Genomic DNA, 21,493 nt, shown 5'->3' on the forward strand with positions numbered 1-21,493 from the left:
CAAAAAAATACCCCGGCCTCTCGACCGGGGTATTTCTTTAAACACAACGCTTTAACTTGATGCCTTCAGCTTGCCGCTGCCTCAGTGATTAACCGCCCCACTCGCCCCCAGGCCAGTCTGCGAACGCACGAATTGCGGGAAGAACAGCGCCCGCTCGTTTGCACCTTCAGCCGACTTGTCGGTGATGGAGAAGAACCAGATGCCGATGAACGCAATGGCCATCGAGAACAGCGCTGGGTATTCGTACGGGAAGATCGCCTTCTCGTGACCCATGATCTGCACCCAGATGGTCGGACCGAGCACCATCAGGCCCACGGCACTGACCAGGCCCAGCCAGCCGCCGATCATGGCGCCACGGGTGGTCAGTTTCTTCCAGTACATCGAAAGCAGCAGTACCGGGAAGTTGCAGCTCGCCGCGATGGAGAACGCCAGGCCCACCATGAACGCGATGTTCTGCTTCTCAAACAGGATACCCAGGCCGATCGCCAGCACCGCCAGACAGATAGTGGTGATTTTCGAAACCCGAATCTCATCCTTCTCGTTGGCCTTGCCTTTCTTGATCACGCTGGCGTACAGGTCATGGGACACCGCCGAGGCACCGGCCAGGGTCAGCCCCGCTACCACCGCCAGGATGGTCGCGAACGCCACCGCCGAGATGAAGCCCAGGAAGATGCTGCCGCCAACCGCGTTGGACAGATGCACCGCCGCCATGTTGTTGCCGCCCAGCAAGGCACCTGCCGCGTCCTTGAAGGCCGGGTTGGTGCTGACCAGCAGGATCGCGCCGAAGCCGATGATGAAGGTCAGGATGTAGAAGTAGCCGATGAAGCCGGTGGCATACAGCACGCTCTTGCGAGCTTCCTTGGCGTCGCTCACGGTGAAGAAGCGCATCAGGATATGTGGCAGGCCAGCGGTACCGAACATCAGCGCCAGGCCGAGGGAGAAGGCCGAGATCGGATCCTTCACCAGGCCGCCAGGACTCATGATCGCTTCACCTTTAGGGTGAACCTTGACCGCTTCGGCAAACAGCATGTTGAAGTCGAAGTTGACGTGCTTCATCACCATCAGCGCCATGAACGAAGCACCCGACAGCAACAGCACGGCCTTGATGATTTGTACCCAGGTGGTGGCCAGCATACCGCCGAACAGCACGTAGAGGCACATCAGGATACCGACCAGGATCACCGCAACGTGGTAGTCCAGGCCGAACAGCAGCTGGATCAGCTTGCCGGCACCGACCATTTGCGCGATCAGGTAGAACGCCACCACCACCAGCGAGCCGCAGGCGGACAGACTGCGGATCTGGGTTTGCCCGAGGCGATAGGACGCCACGTCGGCAAAGGTGTATTTACCTAGGTTGCGCAGACGCTCGGCGATCAGGAACAGAATGATCGGCCAGCCCACCAGGAAGCCGATGGAGTAGATCAGGCCGTCATAACCGGACGTGAACACCAGCGCGGAAATACCCAGGAAGGAAGCCGCCGACATGTAGTCGCCGGCAATCGCCAGGCCGTTCTGGAAGCCGGTGATCTTGCCGCCAGCCGCATAGTAGTCGGCCGCCGAGTTGTTTTTCTTGGACGCCCAGTAGGTGATGTACAGAGTCGCGCCGACGAAGGCCACGAACATCAGGATAGCCGCGACGTTGAGGGGCTGTTTCTGCACAGCCCCCGCCACGGCATCAGCCGCCCAGACGCTCGGTGCGAACGCAGCGATGCTCAAAAGAGCCAGTAGACGCCGGATCATTGCTGAGCCTCCTTGAGAATCGCATTGTTCAGGTCGTCGAACTCGCCATTGGCGCGTCGTACGTAAATGCCGGTCAGGACAAAAGCCGAGAGAATCAGGCCGATCCCGATGGGAATGCCCCAGGTGATCGTTCCCTCAGGCGTGATCTTGGCGCCGAGAATATGCGGCCCGTAGGCAATCAGAAGGATGAATCCCGAGTAAAGCCCTAGCATGATCGCCGAGAGAATCCAGGCGAACTTTTCCCTTTTACTCACCAGCTCCTTGAAGCGCGGGCTGTTTTGTATCGAGAGGTAAATGCTGTCGTTCATTGTTTTTATCCTCGCAGCACAGATTTAAGTTGGAACGAGCCTACTCTATGCGGCTCAAGGCCAGGTTCCAGACGACCTTAGTATTAGAACGACATGACGGTTTTGCCAGTTTCCCGGATATTTTCGCAAGTGCCCCTGCCCTCCTGTGGGAGCGAGCCTGCTCGCGAAAGCTGCTTGCGGGTCAAATGCAGGGTCAGCTGGCAGATCGCTTCGCGAGCAGGCTCGCTCCCACAGGGGTGCGTCGAATTGAGGAATCACGGGCACAAAAAAACCGCATGAACAACTCATGCGGTTTTTCGGAACAGTCAGACCAGGCCGATTACTTGCCGGTCCACTCCTTCACGCGGTCCGGGTGCTTGGCAACCCAATCCTTGGCGGCGGCGTCCGGCTTGGCGCCTTCTTGGATCGCCAGCATGACTTCACCGATTTCGTCTTTCGAGGCCCACTGGAACTTCTTCAGGAACGCGACCACTTCCGGCGCCTTGGCTTCCAGGCCTTTGCTGCCGATGCTGTTTACGGTTTCAGCCGCGCCGTAGACACCCTTCGGATCTTCCAGGAAGCGCAGTTTCCACTTGGCGAACATCCAGTGCGGCACCCAACCGGTGACGGCGATGGACTCTTGTTTCTTCTCGGCACGGGTCAGCTCGGCGATCATGCCGGCGCCGGAACTGGCCTTGAGTTGATAACCGGTCAGGTCGTAGTCCTTGATCGCCTGTTCGGTCTTGAGCATCACGCCTGAACCGGCGTCGATGCCGACGATGCGTTTCTTGAAGGAATCGTCGGTCTTGAGGTCTTCCAGCGACTTGGCCTTGACGTACTCCGGCACGATCAGGCCGATCTTGGCGTCCTTGAAGTTCGCGCCGTAGTCGACCACGTTGTCCTTGTTTTTCGTCCAGTAGTCACCGTGAGTCACCGGCAGCCAGGCCGAAAGCATTGCATCGAGCTTGCCGGTGGCCACGCCCTGCCACATGATCCCGGTCGCCACCGCTTGCAGCTTCACGTCATAACCGAGTTTCTGCTTGATCACTTCGGCCGCCACATGGGTGGTCGCGACGCTGTCGGACCAGCCGTCGACATAACCAATGCTCAGGGTTTTGGTTTCGGCGCTGGCCAGGGTGGAGCTGATCGCCAGTACCAGTGCGGCACCTGCGCCCAAGAGTCGTCGCATCTTCATCGTTACTTCCCCGAAAGTGCTGCGCCCGACGGATGCCGAGCAGCGTCAACGTATTGTTATGGTGCACAGCGCCCCCATCACGCTCACCTGCAAACCGGTTCGAAGGCCAGTGGAGTACTGACAGGCTGATCATCAACCTGCGCCGATCTGGAACCTGCTCTGTCTGCGACCCTGAGGCAGCGAGAAACGACATCAGAAAGCCAGCAAGCCATTCCGGGCGTTTCAGACCGCGGATTTCGATCAAATCTTGCATGCCTGAACCAGGCGAGCCGCCAGGTCACTAGCGGTCACCACGCCTCAACGTGTATCGTCCCGCTACTATCGCGACCCGTCCGCGCTTGTTTTGCAGCCGTCATGGCACTTGGCTTCACTTCGGTGGTCATAGGCTGCGAACTTCATTCGGCACCTTCCTCTAAGGGATCCAGACATGCTCCGTTCCTTGCGCTTCGCTGCCCTCGCCGGCGGCCTTATCCTGAGTGCGTCCGCGCTGGCGGTGGATGTCGACGCCGCCAGCTATGGCTACCCCTTGACCAACCCGTTCGAGGCGACCATCGCCACCACGCCGCCGGACCTGCGCCCGGAGCTGCCGCTGAATGAGGACATCAACCAGTCAGACCAGAGCCTGACCCTGCGTCCGGAGCGCGAATTCATCCTGCCGGACAATTTCTGGCCGGTGAAAAGCCTCACCTACCGCATGGCCACCCAAGACAAACCCGCGCCGCTGATCTTCCTGATCGCCGGCACCGGCGCGCGGTATGACAGCACACTCAACGAGTATTTGAAGCGCCTCTACTACAAGGCCGGCTACCACGTGGTGCAGCTATCATCGCCCACCAGTTTCGACTTCATGAGTGCCGCTTCGCGCTTCGCCACACCGGGCATCACCAAGGAAGACGCCGAAGACATGTATCGCGTGATGCAGGCCGTGCGCGCGCAAAATCCGAAAGTGCCCGTCACCGAGTACTACCTGACCGGCTACAGCCTCGGCGCCCTGGACGCGGCCTTCGTTGCGCACCTGGACGAGACCCGGCGCAGTTTCAACTTCAAGAAAGTCTTGTTGCTGAACCCGCCAGTGAACCTCTACACCTCGATCACCAACCTGGACAAGCTGGTCCAGACCGAGGTCAAGGGCATCAACAGCACCACGACATTCTATGAACTGGTACTGAACAAACTGACCCGCTACTTCCAGCAGAAAGGCTACATCGACCTCAACGATGCCCTGCTCTATGACTTCCAGCAGTCCAAGCAACACTTGAGCAACGAGCAAATGGCGATGCTGATCGGCACCTCGTTCCGTTTCTCGGCGGCCGACATCGCCTTTACCTCAGACCTGATCAACCGTCGCGGCCTGATCATCCCGCCGAAGTTCCCGATCACTGAAAGCACCAGCCTGACGCCGTTCCTCAAGCGCGCGCTGCAATGCGATTTCGACTGCTACCTCACCGAGCAGGTGATCCCGATGTGGCGCGCGCGCACCGACGGCGGCAGCCTGCTGCAACTGGTTGACCAGGTGAGTCTGTACGCGTTGAAGGATTATCTGCAGGCCAGCACGAAAATCGCGGTGATGCACAACGCCGACGATGTGATTCTCGGCCCGGGCGACCTCGGCTTTCTGCGCAAGACTTTTGGCGACCGCCTGACCGTTTATCCACTGGGCGGCCATTGCGGCAACCTTAACTACCGCGTCAACAGCGACGCCATGCTGGAGTTCTTCCGTGGCTAAATACCTCCTGCTTATCGCCGCGTTAATGAGCGCGGGCATGGCCCACGCCGATGACAGCAAGGCCAATGCCCCCGTGGTGGTGGATTCGGACGGCTTCAAGGAGCCGCTGACCAAACTCAAGTTCAACCCCGGCCTGGATCAGCGCGAATTCGAACGCTCGACGCTCAACGCCCTGAACGTCTACGACCCGCTGGAATCGTGGAACCGCCGCGTCTACCACTTCAACTACCGCTTTGACGAATGGGTCTTCCTCCCTGTTGTCGACGGCTACCGCTACGTCACCCCGAGCTTCGTGCGCACCGGCGTCAGCAATTTCTTCAACAACCTGGGGGACGTCCCGAACCTGATGAACAGCCTGCTGCAATTGAAGGGCAAGCGTTCGATGGAAACCACGGCGCGCCTGCTCCTCAATACCACCGTAGGCATCGCCGGCCTCTGGGACCCGGCCACGGCCATGGGCCTGCCGCGTCAGAGCGAGGACTTCGGCCAGACCCTGGGTTTCTATGGTGTGCCCGGCGGCGCGTATTTCGTGCTGCCGATCTTCGGTCCTTCGAACCTGCGCGACACTTCGGGCCTGCTGGTGGATTACACCGCGGAATCCGCGATCAACTTCCTGAACGTCTCGGAGGTCAGCTCCAACCACCCGGAACTGCTGCTGTTGCGCGGCGTGGACAGGCGCTACCAGACCAGCTTTCGCTACGGGCAGCTGAACTCGCCGTTCGAGTATGAGAAGGTGCGGTACGTGTACACCGAGTCGCGCAAGTTGCAGATCGCCGAGTAACTTGCGAACACCATAGAACCCATTGTGGGAGCGAGCTTGCTCGCGATGGCGTCGGTTCAGCTACATTTGCATTGGCTGATACACCGCTATCGCGAGCAAGCTCGCTCCCACAGTTGTTTTGTGTTGCCGGACTCAGCCTTTCAGCGCTTTCCAGATTTTGCCCACTACGAGCACACCCGCCAACACGGCCGCACCCGCGACAATCCCCGCCACCGCATTGAGCAGCATCGGCACGATGAACCCGGCGCCGCCGGCACCAGCCGCCACGCCTTCGATCCAGTGATGCACCGCCGGTACGCCATGGGTCAGGATGCCGCCGCCCACTAGGAACATCGCCGCCGTACCGATCACCGACAGGCTTTTCATCATGTAGGGCGCGGCGCGCAGGATGGCGCCGCCGATGCTTTTGGCGGCCTGGCCAGGCTTTTGGGTCAGCCACAAGCCCAGATCATCGAGCTTGACGATCCCCGCCACCAGGCCGTACACGCCGACAGTCATGACAATCGCAATGCCCGACAGCACGATAACCTGCTGGGTCAGCGGCGCATCGGCGACAGTGGCGAGGGTGATGGCAATGATTTCCGCCGAGAGAATGAAGTCGGTGCGCACCGCGCCCTTGATCTTGTCCTTTTCGAAGGCCACCAGGTCCACCGCTGGGTCGGCCACCGCCTCCACCAGTTGCGCATGCCCGGCCTGGTCTTCAGCCTTGCTGTGAAGGAACTTGTGGGCGAGTTTTTCGAACCCTTCGAAACACAGGTAGGCACCGCCCACCATCAACAGGGGTGTCACCAGCCAAGGCACGAAGGCACTGATTGCCAGCGCCGACGGCACCAGGATCAGCTTGTTGATGAAGGAACCCTTGGCCACCGCCCAGACCACCGGCAGCTCCCGCTCGGCCCGCACACCAGCGACTTGCTGGGCATTGAGCGCCAGGTCGTCGCCGAGCACGCCGGCAGTTTTCTTGGCGGCCATCTTGGTCATCAGCGCCACATCGTCGAGCACGGTGGCGATGTCGTCGATCAAAACCAGCAAACTGCTTCCAGCCATGGAGGGGCTCCTTGAACAATAATGCTGCGCAGCATACCGCGAGCGGCGCCGACTTGGGGCATTCTTGAGCGGCCCGCGAGGCCGGTGCTACCATGCGCCACCGCCAGAACCGGCAAGGAACCCCAGGGTTTATGAGCACTATCCGCGAGCGCAACAAAGAACTGATCCTGCGTGCCGCCAGCGAAGAGTTTGCCGACAAGGGCTTCGCCGCGACCAAAACCAGCGACATCGCGGCCAAGGCGGGCCTGCCCAAACCCAACGTCTACTATTACTTCAAATCCAAGGAGAACCTCTACCGCGAGGTCCTGGAAAGCATCATCGAGCCGATCCTCCAGGCCTCCACGCCCTTCAACGCCGACGGCGAGCCGGGCGAAGTATTGAGCCACTACATCCGCTCCAAGATCCGCATCTCCCGCGACCTGCCCTTCGCCTCGAAAGTCTTCGCCAGTGAAATCATGCACGGCGCCCCGCACCTCAGCGCCGACCTGGTCGAACAACTCAACGCCCAGGCCCGGCACAACATCGACTGCATTCAGACCTGGATCGACCGCGGCCAAATCGCCCCCATCGACCCCAACCACCTGATGTTCAGCATCTGGGCCGCCACCCAGACCTACGCCGATTTCGACTGGCAGATCAGCGCCGTGACCGGCAAGGCCAAGCTCGACGAAGCGGATTACGAAGCGGCGGCGCAGACGATTATCCGGTTGGTTTTGAAGGGGTGTGAGGTGGATCGCTAGGCTCTGGAGCGAGTCGCCGCTTTCGCGAGCAGGCTCGCTCCCACAGGGTTTTGCTGTGAATTCAGAATCTGCGAGCAACCTGAATCCCTTGTGGGAGCGAGCCTGCTCGCGAAGGCAACGCCTCGGTTTCAAGTCAAAGCCAGATGGCATCCCACAGCGGATAGTCGCCAAGCCGCTTCACCAGGCCTGCCCGCAGTGGGTTGGCGACGACATAGCGCGCCATAACTATCAATCCATCCTCCTGCCTCAATGCTCGTTCATGGTATCCCGGCTGCCAAAGGCTGCCTCTATAGCCGGTGGATATGTTTACTGCCCGAGCGCTCAAGGACTTGGTCTTTTGCATCAGCTCGTTCAGTGAGCTTTGTTGCAACTCAACCAGCCAATGAAAATGGTCCGGCATGACCACCCAGGCTAATGACTTTGCCCATCGTTTATCCTCAGCACATCGAAATTGTTCAACGACCAATCTGCCTAAAGCGAAATCATGGAAGACGGGCTTTCGATCAGCCGTGTTAGTGGTCAATAAATAGATTCGACTCAACTCACCGTAGCGGCCGGTTCGCAAGCGGTGTGAAGCGGGTAGGTCAGACATTCCTGCGCCTCCAATGATCAGGTCATCAAAGGCTAGGCCAGTGGATTTTGAACGCCGGACAGACTCTTCGCAGGATGTGTCGGGTAGATCGTCATCGCGAGCAAGCTCGCTCCCACATTGGATTTGCGCATTTCTTAAATTATGTGTCCAACACCCAACCCTGTGGGAGCGAGCTTGCTCGCGATGGCGCCAGTCCAGTCACTACATAATCAAACAGCAACCCCCACATCCGCCCTCAACCCCGACACCTCCACCGCCCTGACCGCCACCTGCTCATCCACATCCGAAACATCCCCGCTGACACCAATCGCCCCCAGCACCTTCCCGTCCTGATCCCTGATCAACACTCCGCCCGGTGCCGGCACGATGTTGCTTTGGCCCATGCCGTTCAAAGCGGCAAAGAACGCCGGGCGCTGCTGGGCGTCCTGGGCCAGCAGGCGTGAGCCCTTGCCCAGGGCGATCGCGCCCCAGGCCTTGCCGATAGCAATTTGCGGGCGTAACAGGCTGGCGCCGTCCTCGCGCTGCAAGGCTACGAGGTGTCCGCCGCTGTCCAGGACCGCGACGGTCAAGGGGGCTGCGCTGATCTCGCGGCCTGCGGCAAGGGCTTGCCCCGCCAGGCTGACGGCGATTTTCAAGGTGAGATCGCTCATGGGTGCTGTCCTTCTTTAGTCATGGGAGAGCCTCGAGGCTTTACTTTCAGCAAAACCGAATTCAGCAAATAGAACACAACAAACATAATTTTTGTATACAATAATTTTCACTATCCGTCTTAAACTACAAAAGGCATCAGCAAAATCTGGCATCTGACGAACCAAACAGCTGCTTGAGAAAATCAATTGACCTTAGCCGTCTGCCGTGAATAAACTCCGAACAACAGCCACTTGTATACAATTACAAAACGTAAGAGGCACAAAACAATGAGCAAAATGAGAGCAATCGAAGCCGCCGTCCTGGTGATGCGCCGTGAAGGCGTGGACACCGCCTTCGGCATCCCGGGCGCCGCGATCAACCCGCTGTACTCTGCCCTGCAAAAGGTTGGCGGCATCGATCATGTCCTCGCTCGCCACGTTGAAGGCGCCTCGCACATGGCCGAGGGCTACACCCGGACCAAGGCCGGCAACATCGGTGTGTGCATCGGTACCTCGGGGCCGGCGGGCACTGACATGGTCACTGGCCTCTACAGCGCTTCGGCCGACTCGATTCCGATCCTGTGCATCACCGGGCAAGCGCCCCGCGCCCGCATGCACAAGGAAGATTTCCAGGCGGTGGATATCACCAGCATCGTCAAGCCCGTGACCAAATGGGCGACTACCGTGCTGGAGCCGGGACAGGTGCCCTACGCCTTTCAGAAGGCTTTCTTCGAGATGCGCTCCGGCCGTCCGGGCCCGGTGCTGATCGACTTGCCGTTTGACGTGCAGATGGCCGAGATCGAATTCGACATCGACGCCTATCAGCCGCTGCCCCTGGCCAAGCCGGCCGCCAACCGGGTGCAGATCGAGAAGGCCTTGGCGATGCTGAACCAGGCCGAGCGCCCATTGCTGGTGGCGGGTGGAGGCATCATCAATGCCGATGCCAGCGATTTGCTGGTGGAGTTTGCCGAGCTCACCGGCATCCCGGTGATCCCGACCTTGATGGGCTGGGGCACGATCCCGGACGATCATCCGTTGATGGTCGGCATGGTCGGCCTGCAAACCTCGCACCGCTACGGCAACGCCACCTTGCTCAAGTCGGACGTCGTGCTGGGCGTCGGCAACCGTTGGGCCAACCGCCACACCGGTTCGGTGGACGTCTACACCGAAGGCCGCACGTTCATTCACGTCGACATCGAACCGACCCAGATCGGCCGGGTATTCACCCCCGACCTGGGCATCGTTTCCGACGCAGCCTCGGCCCTGACCGTGTTCATCGAAGTGGCCCGCGAATGGCAAGCCGCCGGCAAGCTGAAGAACCGCAGCGCCTGGCTTCAGGATTGCCAACAGCGCAAGGCCAGCCTGCAACGCAAGACCCATTTCGACAACGTGCCGGTGAAGCCGCAGCGCGTCTACGAGGAAATGAACCAGGTGTTCGGCAAGGACACCTGCTATGTCAGCACCATCGGTCTGTCGCAGATCGCCGGGGCGCAGTTCCTCCACGTCTACAAACCACGCCACTGGATCAACTGCGGCCAGGCCGGTCCCCTGGGCTGGACCATTCCGGCCGCGCTGGGAGTGGTCAAGGCCGATCCGGATCGCAAGGTCGTGGCGCTGTCGGGCGACTATGATTTCCAGTTCATGATCGAAGAACTGGCGGTGGGCGCACAATTCAAGCTGCCCTACATCCACGTCGTGGTGAACAACTCCTACCTGGGCTTGATCCGCCAGGCTCAGCGCGGCTTCGACATGGACTACTGCGTGCAGCTGTCGTTCGACAACCTCAACGCCCCGGAGCTCAACGGTTATGGCGTGGACCACGTCGCCGTGGCCGAGGGCCTGGGTTGCAAGGCATTGCGGGTGTTCGAACCGTCAGGTATCCAGCCAGCGCTGCGCAAGGCCCAGGAGATGATCGAAGAGTTCAGGGTGCCAGTGATCGTCGAGATCATCCTTGAGCGGGTGACCAACATTTCCATGGGCACCGAGATCAACGCCGTCAATGAATTTGAAGACCTGGCGCTGGTGGGCAACGATGCACCCACCGCGATTTCATTGCTCGACTGACCTTCTCTTGTGGGAGCGAGCCTGCTCGCGAAGGCGATCTACCCTTTATTGAATGTTGAATGACATACCGCTTTCGCGAGCAGGCTCGCTCCCACAGGGACCTGCCAACTATTTACAGGAGACCACCATGCCGCGTTTCGCCGCCAACCTGTCCATGCTGTTTACCGAGCAGGATTTCCTCGCCCGTTTCGAAGCGGCCGCCAAGGCCGGTTTCAGTGGTGTCGAATACCTGTTTCCCTACGACTACAGCTCCGCTGAACTCAAGACCCTGCTCGATGCCCATGGCCTGACCCAAGTGCTGTTCAACCTGCCGGCCGGCGACTGGGCCAAGGGTGAGCGCGGTATCGCCTGCCTGCCGGATCGGGTCGAGGAGTTCCGCGCCGGGGTCGACCTGGCGATTGCCTATGCCAAGGTGTTGGGCAACACCCAGGTCAATTGCCTGGCCGGGATCCGTTCGCAGAAGTGCGACGAAGCGCTGGCGGAAAAAACCTTCGTCGCCAACCTGAAGTACGCCGCCGAGAAGCTCCAGGGCGCCGGCATCAAGCTGGTGATGGAAGCCATCAACACCCGCGACATCCCGGGTTTTTTCCTGAACAACACCGCCCAGGCCCTGTCGATCCGCGAACAGGTGGGCAGCGCCAACCTGTTCCTGCAATACGACATCTATCACATGCAAATCATGGAAGGCGACCTGGCCCGGACGCTGTCGGCGCACCTGGGCGAGATCAACCATGTGCAACTGGCGGACAACCCGGGCCGCAACGAGCCCGGCACCGGCGAGATCAATTATCGGTTCCTGTTCGAACACCTGGATCGCATTGGTTATCAAGGTTGGGTCGGCTGCGAATACAAGCCGCTCACCACGACCGAAGCAGGCTTGGGCTGGCTGAAGACCCATAACGCGATCTGACCTGACACGAGCTTTTGTGGCGAGGGAGCTTGCTCCCGCTCGGCTGCGAAGCAGACGCATGTTTTTTTACCGATGGATTTCTGGGGCCGCTTCGCGGCCCAGCGGGAGCAAGCTCCCTCGCCACAGAATCCGCGGGGCACCTTAAACAAGAGAGGATTTTCCACATGGCTAAAATCGGATTCATCGGCACCGGCATCATGGGCCACCCCATGGCACTGAACCTGCAAAAGGCCGGGCACAGCCTGTTCCTGACCCAGCATCACGACGCTGCCCCGGCCGACCTCGTGGCAGGCGGCGCGGTGGCGCTGGCCAACCCGAAGGAAGTCGCCCAGGAGGCCGAGTTCATCATCGTCATGGTCCCGGATACCCCCCAGGTCGAGGACGTGCTGTTCCGCGCCGACGGCGTAGCGGCCGGCGTGGGCGCGGGCAAGGTGGTGATCGACATGAGTTCGATCTCCCCCACCGCCACCAAGGCGTTCGCGGCGAAGATCAACGAAAGAGGCGCGCAGTACCTCGACGCCCCTGTATCGGGCGGTGAAGTCGGCGCCAAGGCCGCGACCCTGAGCATCATGGTCGGTGGCGACAGCGCCGCGTTCGAGCGCGCGCTGCCATTGTTCCAGGCGATGGGCAAGAACATCACCCTGGTGGGCGGCAACGGCGATGGCCAGACCGCCAAGGTGGCGAACCAGATCATCGTCGCGCTGAACATCCAGGCCGTGGCCGAGGCCCTGCTGTTCGCCTCGAAGAACGGCGCCGACCCGGCCAAGGTCCGTGAAGCGTTGATGGGCGGTTTCGCCTCGTCGAAGATCCTCGAAGTGCACGGTGAGCGCATGATCAAGGGCACCTTCGACCCGGGCTTCCGCATCAGCCTGCACCAGAAGGACCTGAACCTGGCCCTGCAAGGCGCCAGGGAGCTGAACATCAACCTGCCCAACACCGCCAACGCCCAGCAAGTGTTCAGCACCTGCGCGGCCATGGGTGGCAGCAATTGGGACCACTCGGCGCTGATCAAGGGGCTGGAGAATATGGCCAATTTCTCGATTCGCGACAAATAGGCCCTGCCCCTGTGGGAGCGAGCCTGCTCGCGAAGCGGTGTGTCAGTCAACGCTTGATTGGCAGGTTGACCGCCTTCGCGAGCAGGCTCGCTCCCACAGGTAACCGAGTCGCCTCAGCCAATAATAAAAATCGGGAGCCCGCCATGTCGGTCGATCCGCAACAATTGCTGCGCGAGCTGTTTGCCACGGCCATCGACGCGGCCCATCCGCAGCACGTCCTCGAACAGTACCTGCCCGCAGACCGCAGCGGTCGGGTGATCGTCATCGGTGCCGGCAAGGCCGCCGCGGCCATGGCGCAAGTGGTCGAGCGCTGCTGGCACGGCGAAGTCAGCGGCGTGGTGGTGACCCGCTACGGCCATGGCGCGCCCTGCGAGAAAATCGAAGTGGTCGAGGCCGCTCATCCAGTACCGGACGCCGCTGGCCTGGAAGTGGCCGGACGGGTGCTCGAACTCGTCAGCAACCTCAACGAAGACGACCGGGTAATCTTCCTGCTGTCCGGCGGGGGCTCGGCGTTGCTGGCCTTGCCGGCGGCCGGCATCACCCTGGCCGACAAGCAATCGATTAACAAGGCCCTGCTCAAGTCCGGCGCCACCATTGGCGAGATGAATTGCGTGCGCAAGCACCTTTCGGCGATCAAGGGTGGCCGACTGGGCAAGGCCTGCTGGCCGGCGACCGTCTACACCTACGCGATTTCCGATGTGCCCGGCGATCTCGCCACGGTTATCGCCTCCGGCCCCACCGTGGCCGACCCCAGCACTTCGGCCGACGCGCTGGCGATTCTCAAGCGCTACGGCATCGAGATCCCGGCCTCGGTGCGCACCTGGCTGCAAAGTCCGGAATCGGAGACCGTCAAGCCCGGCGACCCGAGCCTGGCGCGCAGTCATTTCCAGCTCATCGCCCGCCCTCAGCAATCCCTCGAAGCCGCGGCGGTGAAAGCTCGCCAGGCCGGTTTCAGCCTATTGATCCTCGGTGACCTGGAAGGCGAATCCCGGGACGTGGCGAAGGTCCACGCCGGCATCGCCCGGCAAATCGCCCTCCACGGCCAGCCCTTGGCTGCGCCGTGCGTGATCCTCTCCGGCGGCGAAACCACGGTCACCGTGCGCGGCAATGGCCGTGGCGGGCGCAACGCCGAGTTCCTGCTGAGCCTGACCGACAGCCTCAAGGGCCACCCCGGCATCTATGCACTGGCGGGCGACACCGACGGCATCGACGGCTCCGAAGACAACGCCGGCGCCATCATGACCCCGGACAGCTATCGCCGCGCCACCGAGCTGGGCCTTAACGCAAGCGATGAACTGGATAACAACAACGGCTACGGCTACTTCGCCGCGCTGGACGGGTTGATCATCACCGAGCCGACCCGCACCAACGTCAACGATTTTCGCGCCATCCTGATCCTCGAGAACCCGAAAAATGACGCCTGACAAGAAGGTCAAGATCCTCGCGACACTCGGCCCCGCCACCCGTGGGATCGATGACATCCGCGAACTGGTGCAGGCCGGAGTGAACATCTTTCGCCTGAACTTCAGCCACGGCGACCACGCCGACCACGCCCAGCGCTACCAGTGGATCCGTGAAGTCGAGCAGCAGCTCAATTACCCGCTGGGCATCCTGATGGACCTGCAAGGACCAAAACTGCGGGTCGGCAAGTTCGCCGATGGCAAGGTGCTGTTGCAGCGCGGTCAAGCCTTGCGCCTGGACCTGGACCCGACGCCGGGCGATCAGCGTCGGGTCAACCTGCCCCACCCGGAAATCATCGCCGCGCTGGAGCCGGGCATGGACTTGCTGCTCGATGACGGCAAGCTGCGCCTGCGGGTAACCGCCAGACACACCGACGCCATCGATACCGAGGTGCTCAACGGTGGCGAACTGTCGGACCGCAAGGGCGTGAACGTGCCCCAGGCCGTGCTTGACCTGAGCCCACTGACCGCCAAGGACCGCCGCGACCTGAGCTTCGGCCTGGAGCTGGGCGTGGACTGGGTGGCGCTGTCATTCGTGCAGCGTCCCGAGGACATTCGCGAAGCCCGCGCGCTGATCGGCGACAAGGCGTTCCTGATGGCCAAGATCGAGAAGCCCTCGGCCGTCGCGCAACTGCGGGAAATCGCCGAACTGAGCGACGCGATCATGGTTGCCCGAGGTGACCTGGGCGTCGAGGTGCCGGCCGAGAGCGTGCCGCAGATTCAGAAAAACATCATCGGCACCTGCCGCGCCCTCGGCAAACCGGTGGTGGTGGCGACACAGATGCTTGAGTCGATGCGCTTCTCCCCGGCGCCGACCCGCGCCGAAGTCACCGATGTCGCCAACGCCGTGGCCGAAGGTGCCGACGCGGTGATGCTGTCGGCGGAAACCGCCTCGGGCGACTATCCCCTCGAAGCTGTGCAGATGATGAGCAAGATCATCCGCCAGGTGGAAAACGGCCCGGACTACCAGGCACAACTCGACGTCAGCCGACCGAAAGCCGAGGCCACGGTGTCGGACGCCATCAGTTGCGCGATCCGCCGGATCAGCAACGTGCTGCCCGTGGCGGTGCTGGTCAACTACAGCGAGTCGGGCAGCTCCAGCCTGCGCGCGGCGCGGGAACGGCCGACGGTGCCGATCCTCAACCTGACGCCCAACCTGCAGGCGGCCCGTCGCCTGACCGTCGCGTGGGGCGTGCATTCGGTGGTCAACGATCGGCTGCGGCAGGTGGACGAAGTGTGTTCCACCGCGCTGGAAATCGCCCAGGCCCAGGGCATGGCCCAGCGTGGCGACACCCTGCTGATTACCGCCGGCGTGCCGTTCGGGCAGCCGGGGTCGACCAACTCGCTGCGTATCGAGACCCTCATCTGATTTTCCGTGGCGAGGGAGCTTGCTCCCGCTGGGTCGCGTAGCGGCCCCTTTTTTTGCGGTCGCTACGCAACCGAGCGGGAGCAAGCTCCCTCGCCACAGTGCTCCCTTATCCCTGACCCATATGCCCAACCATTCTTCATCCTCCCACTGCCCAGACTGGGCCACCGCCCTGCTCAACGGCTTCAGCCAGATTTTCCTCCAGCGCCATCCCCTGTGCGGCCTGTTCTGCCTCTTGGCGATTCTGCTCACCGCGCCAGCGTTGTTCGGCGGCGCGCTACTGGGCGGCGTGGCCGGATTGCTGACGGCCCAACGACGTGGTTATGCCAAGGAGGATCGGCAGGCCGGGCTGTTCAGCTATAACGGCATCCTGCTGGGTTTGCTGCTGAGCCTGGCATTGCCTTGGTCAGCCCTGTTGCCGCCATTGATCATCGCCGCTGGCGGCCTCAGCGCAATGCTCACCCAACAGTGGCTCAAGCGCACCCGAGGCCCACGCTGCCTGCCCGCCTACACCGTGCCTTTCGTCGGGCTCGGCTGGTTGCTGCTGGGTCTCGCCCCGCCTGCGCCCTCGCCCGCAGCACTAGAGCAGACACTCCCCAACCTGTTGCTTGCCCCGCTGAACGGCCTGGGCCAGGTCATGTTTCTCGACCAGCCTCTGGCTGGTGTGCTGATCACCATCGGCCTGCTGATCGCCAACCGTCGCGCCGCAGGCTGGGCGCTGTTCGGTTCCGTCGCAGGCTTTGCCTTTGCCTGGCTGCACGACAGCCCGCACACCTTGTCCGGCCTGGGCGGCTACAACCCGGCGTTAGCGGCCCTGGCTCTCGGCCAATACGCACGCGGGCCATGGCAGCCGCTGGCGGGCGTGCTGCTGGCGGTCCTTCTCGCACCGGGTTTCGCGGCGCTGGGCGTGGCGCCATTGACGGCGCCTTTCATTCTCGCGTGCTGGCTGGTGCATGCCACCGCGCGGCTTTGGCACCCAGCCTGTCGCGACATCGCGCCTTGCGCTCTGCGGGGCAATCACCCTAGGCTGCGCTGATCATTGGTTCAGGCGAAGGTTATGGACAGCAACAACAACTGGCGTGAACGCCTCTACGTGATCATTTTCCAGACCGACACGGTGGCCGGCCGGCGCTTCGACAGCACGCTGCTGTTGATCATCCTCGCGAGCCTGGTGATCGTGATGCTCGACAGCATCGACAGCGTGCACAAGAACTACGCGGCCCTGCTGGCCTACATCGAGTGGGGTTTCACGTTGATTTTCATCGTTGAATACGGCCTGCGCCTGTACTGCTCGCCCAAGCCGCTGCGCTATGCGTTCAGCTTTTATGGCCTGGTGGACCTGCTGGCGATCGTGCCGGGCATCCTCGCGTTGTACTACAGCGATGCCCAGTACCTGCTGATCGTACGGATCATCCGCATGCTGCGGATTTTCCGCGTTCTCAAGCTCAGCCCCTACCTCAAGCAGGCCAACTATCTATTGGCCGCACTGCGCGGCAGCAAGCAGAAAATCATCGTGTTCCTGGTCAGCGTGTCGACACTGGTGACGGTGTTTGGCACCCTGATGTATGTCATCGAAGGCCCCGAGCATGGTTTCACCAGCATTCCCAAGGGCATCTATTGGGCTATCGTGACATTGACTACCGTAGGCTTCGGCGACATCGTGCCGAAGACGCCGCTGGGCCAAGTGGTTTCGTCCCTGGTGATGATTACCGGCTACTCGATCATCGCCGTACCGACGGGTATCTTCACTGCGGAACTGGCCACCGCCATGCGCGGTGACCAGCTCAAGCACAATTGCCCGGTGTGCAGCAAAAACAACCACGACCATGGCGCTGCTTTCTGTTCTCGTTGCGGTAACGCACTTTTTAAGAAGTTGGAATAAGCAAAGCACTTTTTAATTCTTGATGACCTATAAGCTAATCGCTAGGGTGCTGGCTTATCGCCCGCATCCCTTGCCAATAAAAAGGACCTCGCAGTGAAGAATTTCTTTGGCGCCTCCCTCCTCGCCGCCGGCCTGGCGTTCGGCAGCCTGGCCCACGCCGCCCCGACTCTACTCAACGTTTCCTACGACGTGATGCGGGATTTCTATAAGGACTACAACGCCGCGTTCCAGAAACACTGGCAGGCCGAGCACAACGAAAGCATCACCGTGCAGATGTCCTTTGGCGGTTCGAGCAAGCAGGCGCGCTCGGTAATCGATGGGCTGCCAGCGGATGTCATCACCATGAACATGGCGACTGACATCAATGCCTTGGCCGACAACGGCAAGCTGGTTCCAGAGAACTGGGTCACCCGCCTGCCGAACAACAGCGCGCCGTTCACCTCGGCCACCGTGTTTATCGTGCGCAAGGGCAATCCGAAAGCGCTGAAGGACTGGCCGGACCTGCTCAAGGACGGCGTGCAAGTGATCGTGCCCAACCCGAAAACCTCGGGCAACGGCCGCTATACCTACCTTTCGGCCTGGGGCTATGTGCTGAAGAATGGCGGCGATGAGAACAAGGCCAAGGATTTCGTCGGCAAGCTGTTCAAGCAGGCCCCCGTGCTGGACACCGGCGGTCGTGCCGCGACGACTACGTTCATGACCAACCAGATCGGCGATGTGCTGGTGACCTTTGAGAACGAAGCGGAAATGATCGCCCGTGAATTCGGTCGCGACCAGTTCGAAGTGGTCTACCCAAGCGTCTCCGCCGAAGCCGAGCCACCGGTGAGCGTTGTGGATAAAGTCGTCGAGAAGAAAGGTTCCCGCGCCGCCGCCGAGGAGTACCTCAAATACCTGTGGTCGCCCGAAGGCCAGGAAATTGCCGCCGCCAACTACCTGCGCCCTCGCGACCCGGCGGTGCTGGCCAAATACACCGACCGTTTCCCGAAAGTGGATTTCCTCTCGGTGGAAAAAACCTTCGGCGACTGGCGCACCGTGCAGAAGACCCATTTCAACGATGGTGGGATTTTTGACCAGATCTATAGCGGGCAGTGACGCAATAGTGAGCTGAACGCGGTCCTGTGGCGAGGGAGCTTGCTCCCGCTGGGCTGCGTAGCAGCCCCATTCAGGCGGTTGCCGAGCAACCGAGCGGGAGCAAGCTCCCTCTCCACCAGAGCACTTTCACATTCCCTCTGGCGCGTTCTACCATCAACCGCAGGCATGACTGCTATCAACCCCAAGCCCTGTTCCAGTGCCCTGCAAGTCTTTAGCCTCTCGCCATCCCTTTCAATCGATCGATGAGATTGCCATGAGTGCTCATTCACCCGCCTCGCCCGCTGCCCTGACCCGGGGCATGGTCCTGCTGTTTGCCTTCTGCTGCGGCGCCATCGTTGCCAATATCTACTACGCCCAACCCATCATCGAACTGATCGCGCCCGACGTTGGCCTGTCCAGCACCATGGCCAGCCTGATCGTCTCGCTGACCCAGATCGGCTACGCCCTGGGCCTGTTTTTCCTGGTGCCGCTGGGGGATTTGCTGGAAAACCGGCGCTTGATGATTCTCACCACCGTGGTGGCAATCGCCAGCCTGCTGGGCGCGGCGTTTACCGAGCAGCCGAACGTGTTCCTGCTGGTGTCATTGCTGGTGGGGTTCAGTTCCGTCTCGGTACAAGTGCTGATTCCGCTGGCGGCGCACCTGGCGCCGGAAGAATCCCGGGGGCGGGTCGTGGGCGGGATCATGGGCGGGCTGCTGTTGGGGATCCTGCTGGCGCGGCCGGTGTCCAGCCTTGTCGCCGATCACCTTGGCTGGCGGGCGATGTTCATGATCGCCGCCGCGTTGATGGCGGCAATCAGCATCGTCCTGGCATTCACCGTGCCCAAGCGCCAGCCCGAGCACCGCGCCTCCTACGCGCAACTGCTGGGCTCGCTCGGCACCCTGTTACGCCAGCAACCGCAGTTGCGCCAGCGGGCTTTGTACCAGGCGTGCATGTTTGCCACGTTCAGCCTGTTCTGGACCGCCGTCCCCCTGGAGCTGTCGCGCAACCATGGTTTGTCCCAGACTGAAATTGCGCTGTTTGCGCTGGTCGGCGCCATCGGTGCCGTCGCCGCGCCGATTGCCGGCCGCCTGGCGGACGCCGGCCACACCCGAATTGCTTCGCTGCTGGCCATGCTGTTCGCCAGCCTGAGTTTCCTGCCGGCGTTCATCCATCCCGCTTATAGCGTGATCGGCCTTGCGGTGACCGGCGTGGTCCTGGATTTCTGCGTGCAGATGAACATGGTCCTGGGCCAGCGCACCATCTACGCCCTTGACGCAAAAAGCCGCAGCCGCCTGAACGCGCTGTACATGACCAGCATCTTTGTTGGCGGCGCTTTCGGTTCGTCCATCGCCAGTGCCGTCTACGAACATGGCGGCTGGCTGTGGGTGGTGATCATCGGTAGCGCCTTCCCGTTGCTGGCCCTGTTGCGTTTCCTGAGTGCTTCGCAGAAGGCTTCGCTGGCGACGGCCTGATACCGTCGAGCAAAAAAAACCCGACAGGCCAGGACCTGTCGGGCTTTTTTCATGGAGCGGTCAGACCCGCACGTTGCCCCGCGGCCCGGCAATCGCCCAGATGATCAGGCCCAACACCGGCAGCAGGAGAATCAGCAGCACCCACAGGACTTTCGCCCCGGTGCCCGCGCCACTCTTGAGCACATTGATGATCGCCCAGATATCGAGCGCCAGGATGATCAGGCCAATCAGGCCGTTGAAAGTGGAACCCATGGTGTCGCTCCCGAATGGTGGTATGCACACTTAGGATAGCGGGGTCCGGGCAAGGGTTCCGTTTATTGTTTCAGACGTGAACCGCGATCTTGAGCGCTTCCAGGGCGGGGGCCGCGGCGATGCCGACTTCGCCACACAGCTCCAGCACACGCGGCACGTCGTTGCCGTACACCAGCACCATCTGCAATTCATCGTCGAGCAACTGGCTGAAGTTCATCAGCACGTAGCCGCCGCTCTCCTTGTTCAGGCTGCTCATCTGAATCTGGATACGATTGAGCGCGGTCAGCGCCTCGGTCTTCGCCAGTTGCTTGGGCTTGAGGTTGAACGCGACGCCAGGGCCGAACGAGGCGACGATCTGCTCGAACAGGTCGACGTAGGAGTCGGCCTGGAACAGCACGGTGTCCGGCAGACTGCCTACCACCACCCACTCCCCCAGCGGGATCGGGAAGCTGTCGTCATAGTTGATGTCCGGGTTCGCCGCCAGGAACGTCACCGGGTCGGCGTAGGCCTGGGCCGCTTCGTCGGCGATTTTCTCGATGTCCGCCTCGCCCAGGCAGCCGGAGCTGATTTTGCTGATGAGTTCGACGAGTGCGGCTTTCATGGGGCGGATCCTGTGGCTGAATTTTCTGGCGCGCAGGATAGCGCATCACCCCAGGTCAAGTCAGGAACCCTGTGGCCAGGGAGCCAGGCTTCAGCCCAACAACTTTTCCAACTGCGCCGTGGTGTCCACCGCGCCCATGGTCCTGGCCGCGTCCAGCGCCGAGACGCCGTTGGCATCCTTGGCCTTCGGGTCGGCGCCTTTGCTGATCAGGTAATCGACTATTTCCACTCGGTTGAACATCGCCGCCATCATCAGCGCCGTGCGGCCATCGAACGAGGAGCCTTCGACTTGCGCGCCGCCATCGACGAGGGCCGAAACCACCGCCAGATCGCCCTTGAACGCCGCACCGGCAATCGGGCTCTGGCCGTTGTCGTTGCGGATTTCCGGATCGGCCTTATTCTCCAGCAGCACTTTTACCGTCTCCACGTGCCCGTGGTACGCGGCCAGCATCAGCAAGGTGTCGCCCTTGTGATTGCGCAGGTTCGGCGGCAGGCCCTTGCTCAACAGCGCGGCCATCATCGCGGCATCGCCCTGACGAGCGACGTTGAATACCTGCTCGGCAAACTCCGCAGCTTCTTCCGGGGTCATCTGGCGGCTTGTATCGGACATGGACAACTTCCT

21 protein-coding genes are annotated in these 21,493 nt (G+C 61.5%); 12 read left to right on the plus strand and 9 right to left on the minus strand.

From position 1 onward, the window contains the following. Positions 1 to 81: 81 nt before the first annotated feature. The 3 genes from J3P84_RS19615 to J3P84_RS19625 form a co-directional block, all read right to left on the minus strand. Complete coding sequence (locus tag J3P84_RS19615) at positions 82 to 1,740, minus strand: cation acetate symporter (protein WP_434625277.1); 1,659 nt, start codon at positions 1,738 to 1,740, stop codon at positions 82 to 84. Further along, a complete protein-coding gene (locus J3P84_RS19620; protein WP_305496111.1) occupies positions 1,737 to 2,048 on the minus strand; it encodes a DUF485 domain-containing protein in 312 nt (103 codons plus the stop codon). The genes J3P84_RS19615 and J3P84_RS19620 overlap by 4 nt, the downstream gene beginning before the upstream one ends. Before the next feature lie 319 nt (positions 2,049 to 2,367). Beyond that, a complete protein-coding gene (locus J3P84_RS19625; protein ID WP_434625280.1) occupies positions 2,368 to 3,222 on the minus strand; it encodes a glycine betaine ABC transporter substrate-binding protein in 855 nt (284 codons plus the stop codon). 427 nt (positions 3,223 to 3,649) lie between these two features. On the opposite strand from J3P84_RS19625, the gene J3P84_RS19630 reads away from it, so the two are divergent. Together J3P84_RS19630 and J3P84_RS19635 are read left to right on the plus strand one after the other, a co-directional pair. Then, positions 3,650 to 4,948, plus strand: a complete 1,299-nt coding sequence (locus tag J3P84_RS19630; protein WP_434625282.1) for a serine/threonine protein kinase — start codon at positions 3,650 to 3,652, stop codon at positions 4,946 to 4,948. After that, entirely contained in the window at positions 4,941 to 5,729 is a 789-nt protein-coding gene (locus tag J3P84_RS19635; protein ID WP_434569412.1) for an MlaA family lipoprotein, read from the plus strand. Before J3P84_RS19630 ends, J3P84_RS19635 begins: the two co-directional genes overlap by 8 nt. A gap of 132 nt (positions 5,730 to 5,861) precedes the next feature. Here J3P84_RS19635 and J3P84_RS19640 read toward each other — a convergent pair whose 3' ends face one another. Further along, positions 5,862 to 6,776 (minus strand): DUF808 domain-containing protein, encoded by a 915-nt coding sequence (locus J3P84_RS19640; RefSeq protein ID WP_434625284.1) that lies wholly within the window; start codon positions 6,774 to 6,776, stop codon positions 5,862 to 5,864. Between the two features lie 131 nt (positions 6,777 to 6,907). Here J3P84_RS19640 and J3P84_RS19645 point away from each other — a divergent pair, with 131 nt between their 5' ends. Continuing rightward, positions 6,908 to 7,516: a TetR/AcrR family transcriptional regulator gene (locus J3P84_RS19645; protein WP_198798355.1), complete on the plus strand. Its 609-nt coding sequence runs from the start codon at positions 6,908 to 6,910 to the stop codon at positions 7,514 to 7,516. Positions 7,517 to 7,649: 133 nt separating this feature from the next. On the opposite strand, the gene J3P84_RS19650 is transcribed toward J3P84_RS19645, so the two are convergent. Both J3P84_RS19650 and J3P84_RS19655 read right to left on the minus strand, forming a co-directional pair. Continuing rightward, positions 7,650 to 8,108 (minus strand): REP-associated tyrosine transposase, encoded by a 459-nt coding sequence (locus tag J3P84_RS19650; protein WP_434625286.1) that lies wholly within the window; start codon positions 8,106 to 8,108, stop codon positions 7,650 to 7,652. Between the two features lie 209 nt (positions 8,109 to 8,317). Beyond that, on the minus strand, positions 8,318 to 8,758 hold the full coding sequence (locus J3P84_RS19655; RefSeq protein WP_434625288.1) for a GlcG/HbpS family heme-binding protein: 441 nt from the start codon (positions 8,756 to 8,758) through the stop codon (positions 8,318 to 8,320). 267 nt (positions 8,759 to 9,025) lie between these two features. Between J3P84_RS19655 and gcl the strand changes: the two genes are divergently transcribed. The 9 genes from gcl to J3P84_RS19700 all read left to right on the plus strand — a co-directional run bounded on the left by gcl (position 9,026) and on the right by J3P84_RS19700 (position 20,019). Then, on the plus strand, positions 9,026 to 10,801 hold the full coding sequence (gene gcl / locus J3P84_RS19660) for a glyoxylate carboligase (RefSeq protein ID WP_305496119.1): 1,776 nt from the start codon (positions 9,026 to 9,028) through the stop codon (positions 10,799 to 10,801). 127 nt (positions 10,802 to 10,928) lie between these two features. Next, positions 10,929 to 11,711, plus strand: a complete 783-nt coding sequence (gene hyi / locus J3P84_RS19665) for a hydroxypyruvate isomerase (protein ID WP_434625290.1) — start codon at positions 10,929 to 10,931, stop codon at positions 11,709 to 11,711. Between the two features lie 164 nt (positions 11,712 to 11,875). Continuing rightward, entirely contained in the window at positions 11,876 to 12,766 is an 891-nt protein-coding gene (locus J3P84_RS19670) for a 2-hydroxy-3-oxopropionate reductase (protein WP_434625292.1), read from the plus strand. 143 nt (positions 12,767 to 12,909) lie between these two features. Continuing rightward, complete coding sequence (locus J3P84_RS19675) at positions 12,910 to 14,190, plus strand: glycerate kinase type-2 family protein (protein ID WP_434625294.1); 1,281 nt, start codon at positions 12,910 to 12,912, stop codon at positions 14,188 to 14,190. Beyond that, entirely contained in the window at positions 14,180 to 15,595 is a 1,416-nt protein-coding gene (pyk, locus tag J3P84_RS19680) for a pyruvate kinase (protein WP_434625296.1), read from the plus strand. Before J3P84_RS19675 ends, pyk begins: the two co-directional genes overlap by 11 nt. Before the next feature lie 121 nt (positions 15,596 to 15,716). Next, positions 15,717 to 16,628, plus strand: coding sequence for an urea transporter (locus tag J3P84_RS19685; RefSeq protein WP_434625298.1), 912 nt, complete (start codon positions 15,717 to 15,719; stop codon positions 16,626 to 16,628). A gap of 21 nt (positions 16,629 to 16,649) precedes the next feature. Further along, positions 16,650 to 17,474, plus strand: coding sequence for an ion transporter (locus J3P84_RS19690; protein ID WP_434625300.1), 825 nt, complete (start codon positions 16,650 to 16,652; stop codon positions 17,472 to 17,474). Between the two features lie 93 nt (positions 17,475 to 17,567). Beyond that, a complete protein-coding gene (locus J3P84_RS19695; RefSeq protein WP_434625302.1) occupies positions 17,568 to 18,566 on the plus strand; it encodes a sulfate ABC transporter substrate-binding protein in 999 nt (332 codons plus the stop codon). Between the two features lie 253 nt (positions 18,567 to 18,819). Next, entirely contained in the window at positions 18,820 to 20,019 is a 1,200-nt protein-coding gene (locus J3P84_RS19700; RefSeq protein ID WP_434625304.1) for an MFS transporter, read from the plus strand. Positions 20,020 to 20,079: 60 nt separating this feature from the next. Here the strand turns inward: J3P84_RS19700 and J3P84_RS19705 are convergent, their stop codons facing one another. From J3P84_RS19705 to J3P84_RS19715, 3 genes are all read right to left on the minus strand, one after another. Beyond that, entirely contained in the window at positions 20,080 to 20,271 is a 192-nt protein-coding gene (locus J3P84_RS19705) for a PLDc N-terminal domain-containing protein (protein ID WP_053149901.1), read from the minus strand. A 70-nt stretch (positions 20,272 to 20,341) separates the two neighbouring features. Beyond that, on the minus strand, positions 20,342 to 20,872 hold the full coding sequence (locus J3P84_RS19710; protein ID WP_434569425.1) for a hypothetical protein: 531 nt from the start codon (positions 20,870 to 20,872) through the stop codon (positions 20,342 to 20,344). A 90-nt stretch (positions 20,873 to 20,962) separates the two neighbouring features. Next, entirely contained in the window at positions 20,963 to 21,481 is a 519-nt protein-coding gene (locus tag J3P84_RS19715; protein ID WP_305496129.1) for an ankyrin repeat domain-containing protein, read from the minus strand. Positions 21,482 to 21,493: the final 12 nt, after the last annotated feature.

It is taken from the genome of Pseudomonas sp. Z1-29, assembly GCF_051131995.1.
Classification (GTDB): domain Bacteria; phylum Pseudomonadota; class Gammaproteobacteria; order Pseudomonadales; family Pseudomonadaceae; genus Aquipseudomonas.

What these genes read in the sequence shown, in the direction of transcription:
- J3P84_RS19630 (WP_434625282.1), top strand. Translation starts at nt 3,650, where the DNA reads ATGCTCCGTTCCTTGCGCTTCGCTGCCCTCGCCGGCGGCCTTATCCTG.
- J3P84_RS19690 (WP_434625300.1), top strand. Translation starts at nt 16,650, where the DNA reads ATGGACAGCAACAACAACTGGCGTGAACGCCTCTACGTGATCATTTTC.
- J3P84_RS19700 (WP_434625304.1), top strand. Translation starts at nt 18,820, where the DNA reads ATGAGTGCTCATTCACCCGCCTCGCCCGCTGCCCTGACCCGGGGCATG.
- J3P84_RS19705 (WP_053149901.1), bottom strand. Translation starts at nt 20,271, where the DNA reads ATGGGTTCCACTTTCAACGGCCTGATTGGCCTGATCATCCTGGCGCTC.
- J3P84_RS19655 (WP_434625288.1), bottom strand. Translation starts at nt 8,758, where the DNA reads ATGAGCGATCTCACCTTGAAAATCGCCGTCAGCCTGGCGGGGCAAGCC.
- hyi (WP_434625290.1), top strand. Translation starts at nt 10,929, where the DNA reads ATGCCGCGTTTCGCCGCCAACCTGTCCATGCTGTTTACCGAGCAGGAT.
- pyk (WP_434625296.1), top strand. Translation starts at nt 14,180, where the DNA reads ATGACGCCTGACAAGAAGGTCAAGATCCTCGCGACACTCGGCCCCGCC.
- J3P84_RS19620 (WP_305496111.1), bottom strand. Translation starts at nt 2,048, where the DNA reads ATGAACGACAGCATTTACCTCTCGATACAAAACAGCCCGCGCTTCAAG.
- J3P84_RS19625 (WP_434625280.1), bottom strand. Translation starts at nt 3,222, where the DNA reads ATGAAGATGCGACGACTCTTGGGCGCAGGTGCCGCACTGGTACTGGCG.
- J3P84_RS19685 (WP_434625298.1), top strand. Translation starts at nt 15,717, where the DNA reads ATGCCCAACCATTCTTCATCCTCCCACTGCCCAGACTGGGCCACCGCC.
- J3P84_RS19675 (WP_434625294.1), top strand. Translation starts at nt 12,910, where the DNA reads ATGTCGGTCGATCCGCAACAATTGCTGCGCGAGCTGTTTGCCACGGCC.
- J3P84_RS19640 (WP_434625284.1), bottom strand. Translation starts at nt 6,776, where the DNA reads ATGGCTGGAAGCAGTTTGCTGGTTTTGATCGACGACATCGCCACCGTG.
- J3P84_RS19715 (WP_305496129.1), bottom strand. Translation starts at nt 21,481, where the DNA reads ATGTCCGATACAAGCCGCCAGATGACCCCGGAAGAAGCTGCGGAGTTT.
- J3P84_RS19670 (WP_434625292.1), top strand. Translation starts at nt 11,876, where the DNA reads ATGGCTAAAATCGGATTCATCGGCACCGGCATCATGGGCCACCCCATG.
- J3P84_RS19710 (WP_434569425.1), bottom strand. Translation starts at nt 20,872, where the DNA reads ATGAAAGCCGCACTCGTCGAACTCATCAGCAAAATCAGCTCCGGCTGC.
- gcl (WP_305496119.1), top strand. Translation starts at nt 9,026, where the DNA reads ATGAGCAAAATGAGAGCAATCGAAGCCGCCGTCCTGGTGATGCGCCGT.
- J3P84_RS19645 (WP_198798355.1), top strand. Translation starts at nt 6,908, where the DNA reads ATGAGCACTATCCGCGAGCGCAACAAAGAACTGATCCTGCGTGCCGCC.
- J3P84_RS19615 (WP_434625277.1), bottom strand. Translation starts at nt 1,740, where the DNA reads ATGATCCGGCGTCTACTGGCTCTTTTGAGCATCGCTGCGTTCGCACCG.
- J3P84_RS19650 (WP_434625286.1), bottom strand. Translation starts at nt 8,108, where the DNA reads ATGTCTGACCTACCCGCTTCACACCGCTTGCGAACCGGCCGCTACGGT.